The following is a 15,091-nucleotide window of genomic DNA, read 5'->3' as shown; positions in this document are numbered from 1 at the left end:
CGAGCCACGCGTGGGTCAGGCCTTCAGCTCGGGCCGCGCGACGAGCGGCTCGCCGTTGGTCGTGCCGCCGTGGTTCGACACGCCGGAGTGCGCACCGTGCTCTTCAATGCGCTGCGCCATCTTGTTGAGAGGCGGCGCCGGCGTGCCCGGGTGCTCGGTCTGGGCGCGCCGCGCCTCCCGCTCTTTGTAGCGGCGGATGGCCGGGGCCATGATCTCCCCGATGAGCGTGCGGTAGTCCATGCCCGCGCCGGCCGCGATGAGCACCAGGTCACTCCAGCCAGGCGTGAGGCCCGGCAGCGGGTTGCACTCGATGAAGTAGATGCGCCCCTTGTCGTCCATGCGGAAGTCGATGCGGGCCACATCGCGGCAGCCCAGCGCCATGAACGAGTTGCGCGCCGCCGTGCGCAGCTTCTCCAGCAGCGCGGGCTCCAGCTTCGCGGGCGCGTCGTAACGGATGCGGTCCGTCCAATCGAGCTTGTGCTGGAAGCTGTAGACGGGGTTCTTCTCTTCCTTGTCCAGGAAGACGATCTCCATGGGCGGCAGCACGCGCGGGCGCCGCTCGCCCAACAGGCCCACCGTGAACTCACGCCCGCCGATGTACTCCTCGATGAGCGCGGGCTGCTGGTACTTGCCGGCGATCTCCTTCACCACGTCGCGCAGCTCCGCCTCGCTGTGGCAGACGCTCTTGGTGACGACGCCCTTGGAGCTGCCCTCCGCCACCGGCTTCACGATGAGCGGGAAGCTGGTGAACTCCTTGTTCAGCCGCTCCTTGCCGGTGACCATGAGCTGGAAGTTGGGCGTGAGGATGCCCGCCTGCCGGACAATCTTCTTCGCCAGCGCCTTGTCCAACGCGAGCGACAGCGTCGCGGGGTCCGAGCCCGTGTAGGGGATGTCCAACAGCTCCAGCATCGCGGGCACCTGGCTCTCGCGATTGCGGCCCTTCAAGCCCTCGGCGATGTTGAAGACGATGTCCAGCGGCGTGCTGGAGAGCACCGTGGGCAGCTCCGCCGTGGCCTCCAGGTCGATGACCTCATGGCCCCACGACGCGATGGCCTCGCGGATGGCCTGAAGCGTGTTGGGCGAGTCGTACTCGGCCTCGCTGTCCTCCACGGTCTCCGCCGTGGCGCTCGGCTTCACGCGCTTGACGTTGAAGCTGAACCCCACGCGCAGCGGCCCTGACTTGCGCGCGGGCTTGCCCTGGCGCCGGGCCGAGTCGCGAATCTTGTTCCGCTTGGCCGCGCTCTGGATGATCGAGTTGATGACCCCATCCAGGTGCAGTCCCTCCAGCGCCGCGGCCGAGTAGATGCCGGCGCCCGGCTCCAGGCTGGGCAGCGCGTTGATTTCGAGGAAGTACGGCACGCCCGCGTCGGACAGGCGGAAGTCCAGGCGCCCCAGGTCGCGGCAGTCCAGCACCTGGAAGATCTTCTGCGCCATCTTGCGAACGTCCTCGGAGATCTTCGCGGGGATGTTCGCGGGCGCGCGCACCGTGACGGCCTTCTCGCGCTTCGTCTTCAGGTCGTAGTCGTAGATGGCGTACTTGCGCCCCGAGGCGGCCTCGGAGTCGATGACGTACTCCACCGGCGACAGCACGCCGTCGTAGTCGTTGTCCACCGCGGCCAGGAACGGCACCGTGAGGTCCCGCCCGCTGATGTACTCCTCCACGAGCACCCCGGCCGGGTACTTCTCCAGCGCGCGGGCCACCTTCTCGCGCACCGCCTCCAGCGTCTCCGCGACGGAGTCCTGGGTGATGCCCTTAGAGGAGCCCTCGAAGTTGGGCTTCACGATGACGGGGAAGCGCAGGTTCTCCGCCGTCAACTCACTGAGCTTCTCCACGTACTGCCAGCCCGGCGTGCGGATGCCGTGCTTGGAGAGGATGAGCTTGGTGAGCTGCTTGTCGAGCGTGAGCGCCAGCGCGTACGCGTCCGAGCCGGTGTACGCGAAGCCCAGCTCGTCGAAGAGGGCGGGATAGAAGGCCTCGCGGAAGCGACCGCGGCGGCCCTCGGCGGTGTTGAAGATGAGGTCGGGGCTGTATGCCTCCAGCCGCGCGACGGTGCGCGATGCGGGCCCGCTGACCTCGAAGCGCTCCAGCCGGTGGCCGAGCCGCTCGATGGCGGCGGCGAGCGCGTTCACCGTCTCCTGCGTGTCGAACTCCGCTTCCTCTTCCGAATCCGACAACCGGAGGTTGTACGTCAGCGCGATGCGCAAGGCTTCTCCCTTCCCAACTTCCTGACCGAGCGGCCGCGGCGAACCTTGGCCGCGGACATGAGTCGTCCCGGGGCGCGCTGATGCGCCACCGGGGTGCGGGCAGCAACGGTTGCGCCCGCGACAACCTTCCCATCCACCACTTGCGTCTGCGCCCAGGTGTCGCCGAGCCGCCAACCGAGCGGATCCCTCAACACGCGCCACGCCTCCACGCCGCCCATCACCACGAAGCCCGCCGCCGCGGCCACCACGCCCTGGGGCGCGGGCATCATCCCGAGCAGGACGACGAGCGCGAGCGGCGCGTTGCGAAGCGTGCTGTCCCGATGCCGGGCGGCCGAGCGCGTGGGCAGGTGCATCACCTTCACGCCGAAGATGCGCTTGCCCACGCTCTGGCCCTGGAGCATCCCGTCCGCGAGCAGGAGGAAGAGCAGCGCGACCACCGCGCCCGCGGCGCCGCACACGACGTACAGGCCCCACGCCACGCCCACATCCACCACGCGCGCGCAGACCCGCAGCCACACCGAGGCCTTGGGGTACGGCGAGCCGGGGACCGCGTCTTCTTGCACGAGTCGCAGCGCGCGAGCCCCGCGGTTGGATGTCATCAGGGCGCGCTCCGGAACGGTGCTCACTCTTCGGGCTCCAGCATGAGGCCCTCCTCGACGGGGTCCGGCTCATCCAGCCCCGCCAACCGCGCCAGTCGTTCGCGCGCGCTCAGGGGATGAATCCGCGGCATGCCCCCGTCTTCCGATTCGCTGGGGGGCTCGCTCGCCAGGACAGCCGTGGGGCCGCCCGTCTCCGACAAGCGCATCAGGCGGGCGCGCGCGGCGTCCTCGTCGTGGCTCGCGGCGGCCCCCTCTCGGGTGAAGAAGACGAAGGCCATGGCGGGCCGCTTGGAGGCCTCTCGCATGGCGAACTGGACACCGTCCAGGTTCCAGCCCTTCGCGGTCCACTCGTTGAGGGTGCGCTCGAGGGTGCCCTCCTCCACCGTGGAGAGCTCAACCACTTTGTACTGCAACCCTCTGGGGATGGAGACGACTGGGGCGCGGCCTCGGCGCGGCGTGGCGCTGCGAGGGCGTCTGGGCGGGGGCTTCGCCGCCTTGCGGCGAGGACGCTTCTTCTTGGTGGGCATCGTGCTTCGCGCCATTTGGCCGCAAGCGCCGCGGCGGATCAAGCATCCCGCCACGGCACGCATGCCGTGTGTTGCCTACAAGAGCTTCGCGGCTTCCAGCGCGTGGTAGGTGATGATGAGGTCCGCACCCGCGCGGCGGATGGAGGTGAGGATCTCCATCATGAGGCGCTCGCCGTCCACCCAGCCGTTCTGCGCGGCGGCCTTCACCATCGAGTACTCGCCGGACACGTTGTAGGCGACCACCGGCAGCTCGAAGCGCTCGCGCACGGCGCGGATGACGTCCATGTAGGACAGGGCCGGCTTGACCATGATGAGGTCGGCCCCCTCCTCCACGTCCAGGGCGGTCTCCTTGAGGGCCTCGCGCACGTTGCCCGGGTCCATCTGGTAGCCCCGACGGTCGCCGAACTGGGGCGCGCTCTGGGCGGCCTCGCGGAACGGGCCGTAGAAGCCCGAGGCGTACTTGGCGGAGTAGGCCATGATGGGCACCTCCGTCATCTTCACCTCGTCCAGGGCCTTGCGGATGGCCGCGATGCGCCCGTCCATCATGTCCGAGGGAGCGATGATGTCCGCGCCGGCCTGGGCGCACGTGACGGACATCTGCGCCAGCAGCGGGAGCGTGGCGTCATTGGCCACGTGCCCGCCCTCCAGCACGCCGCAGTGGCCATGGTCCGTGTACTCACAGAGACACACGTCCGCGATGACCTGCAGCTCGGGGACGGCCGCTTTGATCTCCCGGATGGCGCGCTGGACGATGCCGTCGCGCGCGTAGGCCTGGGAGCCCTGGGCGTCCTTGTGGTCCGGGATGCCGAAGAGCAGCACGGAGGGAATCCCGAGCGCGTGCGCCCGCTTCGCCTCCGCGACGACGTGCTCCACGGAGAGGTTGAACACCCCGGGCATGGAGGCGATGGGGCGCCGCACGTCCCGGCCTTCCACGACGAAGAGCGGGTAGATGAAGTCCGAGGGGGCGAGACGCGTCTCGCGAACCATGTCTCGGAGCGCGGCGGAGCGGCGGAGCCGACGGGGGCGGTGAACGGGATAGGCCATGGCGGACGCGGTATAAACCGCTGGCGTCCGCGCTTCACGGTTTCCGTGGGGCCGCCCGCCCCCTCACCCCGCGACGGGCTTCCAGCTCTGCTGATGGCGGCGGTGATCGCGAACCATGCGCTCGGCGCGCCGCTCGGCGATGTCCGCTTCGTAGAGGGCTCGGGCGTAGCGCACGCGCGCCGCCTCGGTGCCGGCCGACAGCTCCCGCTCCGCGGCCTTCAACTCACCGCGCGCTTCCTGGAGCTGCTGTTCGGTCCGCTGTTCCCACGTCATCTCCGGGTCTCCTCCGTGCAACAGGTGTGGAGCGAGCCAATGCAGGGCGCGGACCAACAGGTTCAGGCCCCCGGTGCTCGCGCCAATCCCCTGAAACGACGGGTTTTCGCGCTGCGGCAGGCACGAAGGGTGTGCGCAAAAGACTTCCCATGGGCGCGAATCCGTCCGCGCGCAGACGCCTTCGCGGCCCGTGGGCCGCAATCAATGTCGCACTCGGTCGTCTACAGTGCGACCGTGACAAACCGCCCCCCCGCAATCGAAGTGACCGGGCTGTGCAAGACCTACTTCCGAGCCTTCCGCCGCCAGGGCAGTGACGCCCTCCGCGGGGTGGATCTCACCGTTCCCGAGGGCAGCGCCTTCGGGCTCATCGGACCGAACGGCGCCGGCAAGACGACCTTCATCAAGAGCATCCTGGGCATCGTGCAGCCGACCGCGGGCACGGTGCGTGTGCTGGGGGGCTCGCCCGAGGACCCGCGGATCCGCGCGCGCATCGGCTACCTCCCGGAGCGGCTGCACCTGCCGGGGAGCTGGACGGCGACGGCGTTCCTGGCGACGGTGGCGCGGTTGAAGGGCCTTCAGCCGGAGCCCGCCGCGCACCTGAAGCTCCTGGAGCGCGTAGGGTTGGCTGAAGCGGCGGGGCGCAAGATTGGCGGCTATTCGAAGGGAATGCGGCAGCGGCTGGGCCTGGCGACCGCGCTGCTCGGGGCCCCGGCGTTGCTGATCCTCGACGAGCCCACGGACGGCATCGACCCCATGGGGCGCGTGGAGGTGCGCCGCATTCTTCAGGAGGAGGTGCAGCGCGGCACCACCCTCTTCTTGAACTCACACCTGCTGGCGGAGACGGAGCGGGTGTGTGATCGCGTGGCCATCCTGGCGCAGGGGCGCGTGGTGCGCGAAGGGCGTCTGGAGGAGCTGGCGCGCGGCGCGGCGCGGTGGCAAGCGCGCTTCGCACCCGGGGCCGACGCGGGGGCGCTGGAGGCCGCAGGACTTCAGCGCGCGGAGACCGAGGGACTGTTTCGAATCGACGCGGACGGACCGGCGACACTCAACGCGGCGCTCGACAAGGCCCGCGCGACAGGGGCACTCCTGGTGGAGCTGAAGCGAGAGGGCGCGGACCTGGAGGCGGTGCTGGTGGGAACGGTGGGGGTGGCGGCGTGAAGCCCGTGCTGGGGATCGCGGCCTATGTGCTGCGCGAGGCGGCGTCGCGAAAGTTCATCCTCGCGTTCCTGGTGGGCATCACCTTGGTGCTCGCCGTGGTGGCGCTGAGCCTGCGCATCGAGGTCATCGACGGGGCGCTGGCGGCCACGCGGCTGTTCGGGGACGTCATCCCCACCAGCATCCGCGCGGTGGACGTGGCGCTGCGGCCCGTCTTCAAGGCCGCGGCGTTCATCGTGTTCTACGGGGGCATCGTCTTCGGCATCGTCGCGTGCTCGGACTTCGCGCCGGGGCTGCTGTCGCCGGGTCGCATCGAACACCTGCTCGCCCTGCCCCTGCGCCGCTGGCACCTGCTGGCGGGGACCTTTCTCGGGGTGATGACGCTCGCGTTGGGTGGCACCGTCTATGGCGCGGGCGGATTGACGCTCATCTTCGGCGTGAAGACGGGGTACTGGACGCTCGGGCCGCTCATCGCGGGCGTGTTGGCGTGCGTGGGCTTCGCGGCGGTGTACGCGGTGATGCTCACCACCGCGACGTTCGTGCGCAGCGCGGCCTTGTGCGCGGCAGCGGGCGGGCTGTTCCTGGTGGGAGGCATCATCGCGGGCTTCCGCCAGCAGCTGTCGCGATTCTTCGAGGCGGGCCTCGGACGAAACGCGTTCGAGGCCGTGACGCTGCTCCTGCCTCGGCTGTCCGCGCTCGCGATGGCGGCGGCGGACCTGGCGGCGTCCACGCCTCCGCAGATCCGTTCCCTGGGGCTGCTCCTGGTGGGAGTGTTCGTGTTCGGGCTGGGTGCCCTGGTGGTCGGGTTCTGGCGCTTCGAGGGAAAGGATTACTGAGATGGAGAACCATCGACGGCGGTGGATCTGGGTGGGCCTCGCGGCGCTGCTGTTCATCCTGGCCGCGCTCCTCATGTTCACGGGCCAGGGCGACGACGCGGCGATCGCGCAAGAGCCGAGCGTGGAGTTCCCGCGGCGGATGCGGTCGCAGGACCGGCTGCGCGCGGACCAGCGGCGCACGTTCATCATGCCGGTGGACGCGGGAACTCGGGCGGAGGGGCCGCCTCGGCCAAGAGACCCGGTGCTCGCCGCGCTGCCGCGAGGCGAGGGCCACACCGCCGTGGTCATCGAGGCGAACGCCGTACGTAACTCGCCGCTGGGCGAGCTGTTGATGGACTGCCTGATGCGCGATGGCGGCAAGCCCTTGGACGAGTTCCGTCGGGTGAGCGGCTTGGATCCACTCCAGGATTTGGATCGCATCGTCATCACCGATGAAGGCCTCATCCTCTCTGGCAACTTCGCCAAGGCGCGCTTCAAGGAGCTGCTGGGTGAGCGAACCTCGGCGGACTACGGCCAGGGCGCGCGGGTGTACGAGCCGGGCGCGATGAGCGTACCCCTGGCGGACGGCGGAACGATGCGTGGGCAGATGGGCTCATCCGTGGGAACCTGGAACGACCAGATGATGGTGGTGGGCCGCTCGTCGGACTCGGTGAAGACCGTCATCGACCGGATGGAGGGGCGCGGCTCGGACGAGCCTCCCGCCATCTCGGAGAACAGCACGTACGGCGAGATGTACGGCGTGCTGGGCGTGGAGCAGATGGCGAAGATCCTCGCCGCGGATCAGCCCGAGCTGGCACAGCGCCTGCGCGACGTCGCGCAGAACGTGGAGCTGCACATGGACACGCGCTCGGATGTGGCGCTGGTGGCGGAGATTCGAGGCCCGGACGCCGAGAAGGTAACGGACCTGGGTAAGTCCCTGGGCGCGGCCCTGTCCGTGGCGCGGCTCAAGGCCCAGGCACAGGACGACAAGACGCTCGCCCAGCTCATGGACTTCGCCCGCGTGGAGCCGGACGGAAACTCGTTCAAGCTGGAGATGGCGGTGCCGATTGACGTGATTCGCGAGCGGCTCGCCTGGTGCCGTCAGCCACCGGACACCACGGATGCGGGCCAGTAGCGCTCGTCCGCCTGGAAACTGAACGGGCCAGCCGCTGGCCCCTCGCATTCTCCTCGTCGGGCTGAGTCCAGTCTGACACACTCGGACTCGCCTCTGCGTGCCCGCTTCGATGGCTCGCTTGCGCAAGGAGAGTCGTTGATGGCGGCACGCGTGGGACGGATTGCGCCGCTCCTGTTTGGGTCAGGCTTGTGTTCGCTCGTCTACCAGACGGTGTGGCTGCGCGAGTTCCGGCTCATCTTCGGCGCCTCCACGGCGGCCTCGGCCGCGGTGCTCGCCATCTTCATGGGGGGGCTCGGCCTGGGTGGGGCCCTGCTGGGGGCGCGCGCGGATCGCCATGAGCGCCCGCTGAACTTCTACGCGAACCTGGAACTGCTCATCGCCGCGACCGCGGCGGTCAGCCCGTTCCTCGTCATGTTCGCCCGCGCCGCGTATGTCGGCATGGGGGGCACGCCGAACCTCGGCATGGGACTGGGCACGGTCGTGCGGTTGCTTCTGTCCGCGATGGTCCTCGCCGCGCCCACCGTGTTGATGGGTGGCACCTTGCCCGCCGCCGCGCGCGCGGTCGGCTCGGACGCGGATCCTCATCGTCGGCATCTCGCCATCCTGTACGGCGTCAACACGCTGGGCGCGGTGACGGGCGCGGCGCTGGCGACGTTCGCGCTGCTGGAGATCTTCGGCAATCGGACCACGCTCTGGATCGCGTGCTTGCTCAACGCGCTCGTCGCGATCATCGCGCGCTCCGTGAGTCGCTCGCTCGGGCCCGTGGAGGCGACGACGCCAGCGCAGGCCTCGACGGCGCCCATGGCTCCACTGCCCTCGCGCGGCTTCGTCCTGGTGGCCGCGGCGCTGACGGGCTTCACGTTCCTGCTGATGGAGCTGGTCTGGTACCGCATGTTGGGGCCGCTGCTCGGCGGCACGACCTTCACGTTCGGCCTCATCCTGGCGCTCGCGCTGCTGGGCATGGGGCTGGGCGGCGCGGCCTACGCCTGGGGCTTCCGCCATCGGAGCGCCACGCTGGCGGGCTTCGCGCTGACCTGCGCGGCCGAGGCCGCGTTCATCGCCCTTCCCTTCGCGCTGGGCGACCGGCTCGCAGTCCTCGCCGCCCTGCTGCGGCCGCTGGGCGGCATGGGCTTTGGCGGCATGGTGCTGGGATGGGCGCTCGTCACGGCGGTGGTGGTGCTGCCCGCGGCCTTCGTGGCGGGCGTGCAGTTCCCGCTCCTGCTCGCGCTGATGGGGCGCGGGGGGCACGAGGTCGGTCAGCAGGTGGGGCGCGTCTACGCGTGGAACACCGCGGGCGCCATCGTCGGCTCACTGGGGGGCGGGTTCGGCGTCCTGCCGCTGCTCACCGCGCCCGTGACGTGGCAGCTCGTGGCGGGCCTGCTCACCGCGCTGGGACTGGGGTCTTCGCTGCTCGCGTTCCGGACGGACCGCGCGCGCGGTGCCCTCCTGGTGCCCCTGGCCACGGGCGCCCTCACGGTGCTGCTCCTGTGCGCGCAAGGCCCCACCGCCGCGTGGCGACATGGCGGCGTGGGCGCGGGCCGTTCGGGATTGCATGAGCCACACCTCAATGAGATCCAAGCGTGGCTCCGCTACAACGCGCGCGGCACGGTCTGGGAGCGAGAGGGCGTGGAGAGCAGCGTCGCGCTGGATGGCTCCAACGGCCTGAGCTTCATCATCAATGGCAAGGCGGACGGCAACAGCATTGGCGACGCCCCCACCCAGGTGATGAGTGGATTGCTCGGGGCGATGCTGCATCCGGATCCACGGGCGGCGCTCGTCATTGGCTTGGGCACGGGGAGCACGGCGGGCTGGCTCGGCGCCGTGCCCAGCATCGAGCGCGTGGACGCGGTGGAGATCGAGCCCGCCATCCTCGACGTGGCCCGCCAGTGCCACGACGTCAACCACGCGGTGATGGACGACCCGAAGGTGCACGTCTCCATCGCCGACGCGCGCGAGGTGCTGCTGACCTCGCGTCAGCGCTACGACATCATCTTCTCCGAACCCTCCAATCCGTACCGCGCTGGCATCTCCAGCCTCTTCACTCGGGACTTCTACCAGGTGGTGAAGGAGCGGCTCGCGGAGGGTGGCTACTTCCTCCAGTGGCTCCAGGCCTACGAAGTGGACGCGCTCACCGTGCAGAGCGTCTACGCCACGCTCAGCTCCGAGTTCGAGTCCGTGGAGACCTGGCAGCTCCATCATGGCGACCTGCTCCTCGTGGCCACACGGAAGCCGGTGACGCATGACGTGGCTCGACTGCGCGCGCGGCTCTCCGAGGAGCCCTACCTCACGGCCACGCGCTCCATCTGGCGCACGGACGAAGCCGAGGGCGTGCTCGCGCACTTCATCGCCGCGCCGGAGTTCACCCGCCATGTTGCGGAGGACAACGCCTCGCGCACCAACACGGACGACCTGTCGTCCATGGAGTTCGCGCTCGCGAGGAGCCTGGGCCGGGAGACGGGATTCTCGGCGGGATCGCTCTGGGAGGCCTCGCGACGGCTCGGCACGGATCGCCCCCTCCTCGCGGCGGGCGAGGTGGACTGGAGCCGCGTGGAGCAGCTCCGCCTGTGGAACGATGTGCCCGCGCCGGGCGGCGCATCTGCTGAGGTCTCCGCGCTGCGGCTCCGAGAGGCCTTCGTTCGCGCCGTGGAGGCCCGGGACTTCACGCGGGCCCGACTGCTGTGGATTCAGGGGGGCTGGTCTCCCCATGGCCCGCGCGAACAGGTCGCCGTGGCGCAAGTGCTGGCAGCCTCCGGCGACGAGCAGGCCATGCCCATCATCTCCACGCTTCGCGCCGCGCTCCCCGTCGAAGCGGACCTCCTCGAAGGGCTGCTGCGGATCCGCCAGCATCGGGCCAAGGACGCCACCGCGTTGCTGGAGCGCGCATTCACCGAGCTTCACGCCACGCCCTGGCCTCCGCGCGAGCTGACCTCGCTGCTGCTCGACGCAGTCCCGAGCATTGCCATGCAGGACCCAGGTCTCGGCCGACGCCTCTACACCGCGCTCGGCAAGCCCTTCGCGGCGGCTTCCTTGTCCCAGGAGCGCGAGGACGCGCGCCTCGCGCTGGCCCGCGTGGTGGATTGGTCGGGGCTCTGCGTGGACGCGCTCTCCGCGATGGAACCCCATGTGCCCTGGGACGCGGAGACCTTGGAGGGCCGGCGGCAGTGTTACACCGCAGCGGGCCACCCGCTCGCCGCGCGCGCGGAGCAGGAGCTGGAGGAGTTCGTGGCCCAGGCGCCCATGCCCTTCCTCGGCGGCGAGTTCTCGCGCCCTACCCCGCCGACACGCTCCGACGTGGCGGGCACCCCGGTGCGCTAGGTCAAAGACTCAGCGCGCGCGGATCCGCGGTGCGGGTGTCGCCAGCGGGTGCACCCGGTTCGTGAGCACGCGACGGCCACCGTTCGACGGCGGCCCCGCTGGAGGTCAGAGCGACGCGGCAGAACAAGCAAGCCCACGCACAGGGTCCATGACCTTGCCGCGGTCGTGTCTCCGCAGACGGGGGGCACTCCGGGCGCGCGTGGTGCCGGTGCGCATTCACTCAGACTGATGCCGGGGTGCCCCGCAGCAGCGCAGCGGTCTCGTCCAGCAACGAGCGCACGCGTTCGGCAGCGGGGCCTTCACGTGCGAGCGTGACGCCCTGCCCCGCCCACAGAGCCAGGAAGCGCGCATCGCCCATGCGAGCGGCCGCACGACGGAGCGGAGTCGTGAGCCCATGCTGATAGGGAAAGGGCAGCACGTCCTCGCTGCCCTCGAGCGCGGTGAAGAAGTCGTTGACGATGCCTCGGGCCGGGCGACCGGAGAACGCTCGGGTGATGCGCGTGGCGCCCGCGGCGGCCGAGCGGAGCGCCTCACGATGCGCGGCGTTCGTCCCCGCCTCGGGGCACAGCATGAACGCGGTGCCCAACTGCACGCCGCTCGCGCCGAGCCACCGCGCCGCGGCGATCCCGCGCCCATCCATGATGCCCCCGCTCGCGATGATCGGCAGTCGGACCGCATCGACGAGCTGAGGAACGAGCGCCATCGTGCCGATCAGCCCACCCTCGAAGGGCCCAGAGAACGTGCCGCGATGACCGCCGGCCTCGGCCCCCTGGGCCACGATGAAATCCACGCCGGCAGCCTCCAGCAAGCGGCCCTCCTCCACGTTCGTCGCGGTGCCCGCCAGCAAGACACCGCGCGCGCGAAAGGCTTCCAACACACGCGCTGGCGGGATGCCGAACGTGAAGCTGAACACCGTGGGCGCGCACGCAAGCACGGCTTCTGCTTGAGCCTCGAAGTCCGGCAGCGGCGAGGCCGTCGGAGCCACCGGTGGAGGCAGCCCGAGCTGCGCGTGGTACCGCGCCATGCGCTCCACCATGGGCCCTGCGTTCGAGGGCGGCGGCGGCGCGGCCACGGGCGCGAACAAGTTGATGGCGAACGACCGGGGCGTCAGCGCGCGCAGGGCGCGAGCCTGCTGGAGGATCTCCTCAGGCGACTGATACGCCACGGCGAGCGAGCCCAGGCCCCCCGCGTTCGAGACCGCAGCCGCCAGTTCGGGAGTGCCCGGGCCTCCCGACATGGGCGCAAGAATGAGCGACTGCTCCACGCCGAGCCGTACCGCGAGCCGATGCCATCCGCGTGCATCCGTCACGTTCCACCTCCACGGTCCGGACGCGCCGTGCCGCGGCGACAGTCCGAGCACGTGCGACTGTAGCCAGCCCCTCCGCGCCGCGCCGTGGACGCGCACGTCGTGCGTCAACTCGACGATTCCACGCGAGAAGCCGGGCTCATCCCCCGTAGGGAGACGGCCCTGGCTCCAGGAAGAGCAGGCCCGCGGGGACGCGCGGCTCCACGGAGAGGGTTCGCGGAGGCAACGTCGCCTGCGCCTCCATCACCGCGCGCACCTCCCACAGCGGTGGAGGATTGAGCGCGAAGCCTGCCTGGAACGTACCTGACTCCACCCCTTGCACGAGCGACTCCAGCCCCTGCACCGGGAACACCTGTGGATGCCCCGCGGCCTCCGGGTCGCGAATCCCGAGCACCGTGCGCAGCACCAGCGCGTTCAAGAGCGCCAGGTCCAGACTGCGCAGCGTGGGGCTGCGTGGCGCGCCCTTCAAGTGCGCCAGATCCAGCCCCTGTCTGAATCGCAGGATGTGCCCGCGCCCTCCCGGCAACACCAGCACCACCGCGTGCTGACCTCGGACGAGCGTGGCCAACCGCTCGCGCGCGGAGGACAGCCCACGGGGCGTGGTCAACGACTCCTCCAGCTCCGTCACACGCGCGTACGCGGACACCAACTTGAGGAACGTGTCCTCATCGAACGTGGCCAGTCCCCTCAACGCGCGATGCACGGGGCGCAGCTCCAGCCCGGGTTCGGACAGCGACACCACGGCCGCCAACGAGAGGCCTTGCTCGTTGAGCGCGGCCAGTGGCCGCAGCGGCGCTCCGTCCAACACGTCCTGCAAACGCTTGGACACCGGCGAGGGCTCGATGCGCCGCAGCGTCACCGGCGCGCCGTCGTACTGCCCCTGCCAGACGATGATGCCGCGCTCGGCGGCCTCCGCGAGCAGGTCCCGCAGCACGCCATGGTCATCCGCCACGAGCGTGAGCGCCGGCTCGACCTCCCAGGCGCGCGGGCGATATGGCTCGTGCTCCAGCGGCATGGCCGCGTCGGGCTTCAAGCCCCCCAGCAGGTAGCGCACGGGCGGCCCCCCCAACTTGCCGGCCAGCCCATGCAGCTCCACCACGTAGAGCGAGGGGCGCGCATCGCGCAGCACCGCGCCGGAATCGCGCAGGCGCTTCAGCTCGCTCGTGGGGTTGGGGGCGTCCACCAGCGGCTTGACCTGCGTGGGGACTGGCGCCGCGTTGTCCCGGGGCACTCCGCCTCCAGATTCGAGGGAGTGCTCCAGCGGGGCGACGAGGGCCGTGAAGGGCAGGACGCGAGCCATGTCAGCGGGAAGAGTGATACCGCCCCGCCGCTCGCGCCACGGCGCTCGCCCGGCCGCCTCGTGGCCCGTCTACCACCAGACGCTGGTGTAGCGCCGATCCTTGCTGGAGGAGTGCCCGCTGCGCCCAAGCGACGAGTGGTCCACGCTCTCCTCCCACAACAGGCTCACCGTGGTGATGGCCCCCGCGGAGCCGAGGAACGACAGCACATACGGCGTGGACTGATCGAACCCACCCAGCACCAATCCGGAGATGAGCAGCACCGCGGCGCCCACGCCCGCTCCGAACATGTCCGCCCTCAATATCTGCGAGGGGGTCGGATTGTAACGCATGGTCGCCAACGCCAGCGCGCCCGCGCCGATGCCCGGGGCAATCAGCAAGGTGTCCTTCCACGTCTTGCCGGACACCCGAGTGCCGGAGAAGTTGATGATGGCCAACAGCAGCGCGCTGTACGCCAGCCCCCACCCCGCGCCGGACGCCACGAGCAGGCCGTCATCCAGCGGCATCTGTCCACCGCCGAGGCCCGCGGTGAGCCACGCGCCCAACTCGGCGCCGATGAACGACGACCACGTCAGGACTCCCGCGTCCTGCGTCACCAGGTCCATGAAGCCCGCGGCGAACATGGCGCCCACGAACGAGTTGGCGATGCCGAAGTCCGCCATCGGCTTGTCCACCCAGTGGTTGAACTGCCACCACGCCGAGGCACCGAAGCCCAGACCCGCGCCAATCAACGTGCCGGCCAGCATCGCCTCGCGCGAGCTGCGGTCGAAGTTGAAGTCCTTCGCGAACGCCTGCGTGAAGAACCCGCCCAGCGCCCCCATCGTCGTGTGGTGCAAGACAAACGTCATGCTGCCCGGGCCGGAGAGGAAGGGGCCCTGACGCGGACGGCCATCCAGCATCATCCCCGAGTCCTCGGACGGAGCCATATCGGCCGCGCTGAGCGCCGACGACGTGCGCGTGTCTGGCTGCGTCAGCGAACCGGACCGCGCGCGACCCGAGTCCGGCTCGGCCGCGCGGGTGGGTGCATCCGGAGTCGTCGCCGGCGCGGGCTCCGAGGGTTGCGCGAAACCGGAGCGAGGCTCCGTCGCCGGGTCGGGCGCGCCGACCTGGGGCTGCGGCGCGGCGGAATCGCCCGGGAGAGGCTCGGCGCGCAGGTCCGGCTCGGGCGACTGGGCGGTCGACGAGGGGGCCGCGTACACCGGTGGGGCCGGCGGTGGCGCGGGCGACACGGGCGGGTACGGCGACTGTCCACGGGCGAGCCCCGGCAGGGTCAACGCCACCATGAGGACGGCGGCGGGGAGGCTCCAGGTTCTCAGAAGTGACACGCGATGGACTCCTTGGGTCCGACCGCCGCCGAGAAGACCACAACCCTGCAATGTCCGCTGGTTTTCTGTGCATGTCCCGAAGGACTCGTCTCGT

12 protein-coding genes are annotated in these 15,091 nt (G+C 70.3%); 4 read left to right on the top strand and 8 right to left on the bottom strand.

Annotated features, from left to right (window positions below):
- Positions 1–15: 15 nt before the first annotated feature.
- The 5 genes from KRR26_RS02710 to KRR26_RS02690 form a co-directional block, all read right to left on the bottom strand.
- Entirely contained in the window at positions 16–2,205 is a 2,190-nt protein-coding gene (locus KRR26_RS02710) for a D-alanine--D-alanine ligase family protein (protein WP_233576731.1), read from the bottom strand.
- Complete coding sequence (locus KRR26_RS02705) at positions 2,190–2,804, bottom strand: RDD family protein (RefSeq protein ID WP_120204162.1); 615 nt, start codon at positions 2,802–2,804, stop codon at positions 2,190–2,192. Before KRR26_RS02705 ends, KRR26_RS02710 begins: the two co-directional genes overlap by 16 nt.
- Before the next feature lie 23 nt (positions 2,805–2,827).
- Positions 2,828–3,205, bottom strand: a complete 378-nt coding sequence (locus KRR26_RS02700; protein ID WP_120204161.1) for a hypothetical protein — start codon at positions 3,203–3,205, stop codon at positions 2,828–2,830.
- A gap of 201 nt (positions 3,206–3,406) precedes the next feature.
- Positions 3,407–4,375, bottom strand: coding sequence for a porphobilinogen synthase (gene hemB / locus KRR26_RS02695; RefSeq protein WP_120203750.1), 969 nt, complete (start codon positions 4,373–4,375; stop codon positions 3,407–3,409).
- 63 nt (positions 4,376–4,438) lie between these two features.
- Positions 4,439–4,648, bottom strand: coding sequence for a hypothetical protein (locus KRR26_RS02690; protein WP_120203749.1), 210 nt, complete (start codon positions 4,646–4,648; stop codon positions 4,439–4,441).
- 234 nt (positions 4,649–4,882) lie between these two features.
- On the opposite strand from KRR26_RS02690, the gene KRR26_RS02685 reads away from it, so the two are divergent.
- The 4 genes from KRR26_RS02685 to KRR26_RS02670 all read left to right on the top strand — a co-directional run bounded on the left by KRR26_RS02685 (position 4,883) and on the right by KRR26_RS02670 (position 11,068).
- Positions 4,883–5,806 (top strand): ABC transporter ATP-binding protein, encoded by a 924-nt coding sequence (locus tag KRR26_RS02685; RefSeq protein WP_328707049.1) that lies wholly within the window; start codon positions 4,883–4,885, stop codon positions 5,804–5,806.
- Positions 5,803–6,639, top strand: coding sequence for an ABC transporter permease (locus tag KRR26_RS02680; protein WP_217079052.1), 837 nt, complete (start codon positions 5,803–5,805; stop codon positions 6,637–6,639). The genes KRR26_RS02685 and KRR26_RS02680 overlap by 4 nt, the downstream gene beginning before the upstream one ends.
- A 1-nt stretch (position 6,640) precedes the next feature.
- Positions 6,641–7,753: a hypothetical protein gene (locus tag KRR26_RS02675; protein ID WP_120203745.1), complete on the top strand. Its 1,113-nt coding sequence runs from the start codon at positions 6,641–6,643 to the stop codon at positions 7,751–7,753.
- Between the two features lie 138 nt (positions 7,754–7,891).
- A complete protein-coding gene (locus tag KRR26_RS02670; protein ID WP_217079051.1) occupies positions 7,892–11,068 on the top strand; it encodes a fused MFS/spermidine synthase in 3,177 nt (1,058 codons plus the stop codon).
- A gap of 220 nt (positions 11,069–11,288) precedes the next feature.
- Here the strand turns inward: KRR26_RS02670 and KRR26_RS02665 are convergent, their stop codons facing one another.
- From KRR26_RS02665 to KRR26_RS02655, 3 genes are all read right to left on the bottom strand, one after another.
- Entirely contained in the window at positions 11,289–12,377 is a 1,089-nt protein-coding gene (locus KRR26_RS02665) for an NAD(P)H-dependent flavin oxidoreductase (RefSeq protein ID WP_120203741.1), read from the bottom strand.
- A gap of 136 nt (positions 12,378–12,513) precedes the next feature.
- Complete coding sequence (locus tag KRR26_RS02660; RefSeq protein WP_217079050.1) at positions 12,514–13,674, bottom strand: DUF1015 domain-containing protein; 1,161 nt, start codon at positions 13,672–13,674, stop codon at positions 12,514–12,516.
- Positions 13,675–13,743: 69 nt separating this feature from the next.
- Positions 13,744–14,997, bottom strand: coding sequence for a hypothetical protein (locus KRR26_RS02655; RefSeq protein WP_217079049.1), 1,254 nt, complete (start codon positions 14,995–14,997; stop codon positions 13,744–13,746).
- Positions 14,998–15,091 lie beyond the last annotated feature (94 nt).

Source organism: Citreicoccus inhibens (assembly GCF_019039035.1).
GTDB classification, from domain to species: Bacteria; Myxococcota; Myxococcia; order Myxococcales; family Myxococcaceae; genus Citreicoccus; species Citreicoccus inhibens.
The sequence above is the reverse complement of the archived record's forward strand: the minus strand, read 5'-3'. Positions and strand labels throughout refer to the sequence as shown.

Coding starts and splice junctions, on each gene's coding strand:
- KRR26_RS02705 (WP_120204162.1), bottom strand. CDS start 2,804: ATGACATCCAACCGCGGGGCTCGCGCGCTGCGACTCGTGCAAGAAGAC.
- hemB (WP_120203750.1), bottom strand. CDS start 4,375: ATGGCCTATCCCGTTCACCGCCCCCGTCGGCTCCGCCGCTCCGCCGCG.
- KRR26_RS02690 (WP_120203749.1), bottom strand. CDS start 4,648: ATGACGTGGGAACAGCGGACCGAACAGCAGCTCCAGGAAGCGCGCGGT.
- KRR26_RS02675 (WP_120203745.1), top strand. CDS start 6,641: ATGGAGAACCATCGACGGCGGTGGATCTGGGTGGGCCTCGCGGCGCTG.
- KRR26_RS02670 (WP_217079051.1), top strand. CDS start 7,892: ATGGCGGCACGCGTGGGACGGATTGCGCCGCTCCTGTTTGGGTCAGGC.
- KRR26_RS02660 (WP_217079050.1), bottom strand. CDS start 13,674: ATGGCTCGCGTCCTGCCCTTCACGGCCCTCGTCGCCCCGCTGGAGCAC.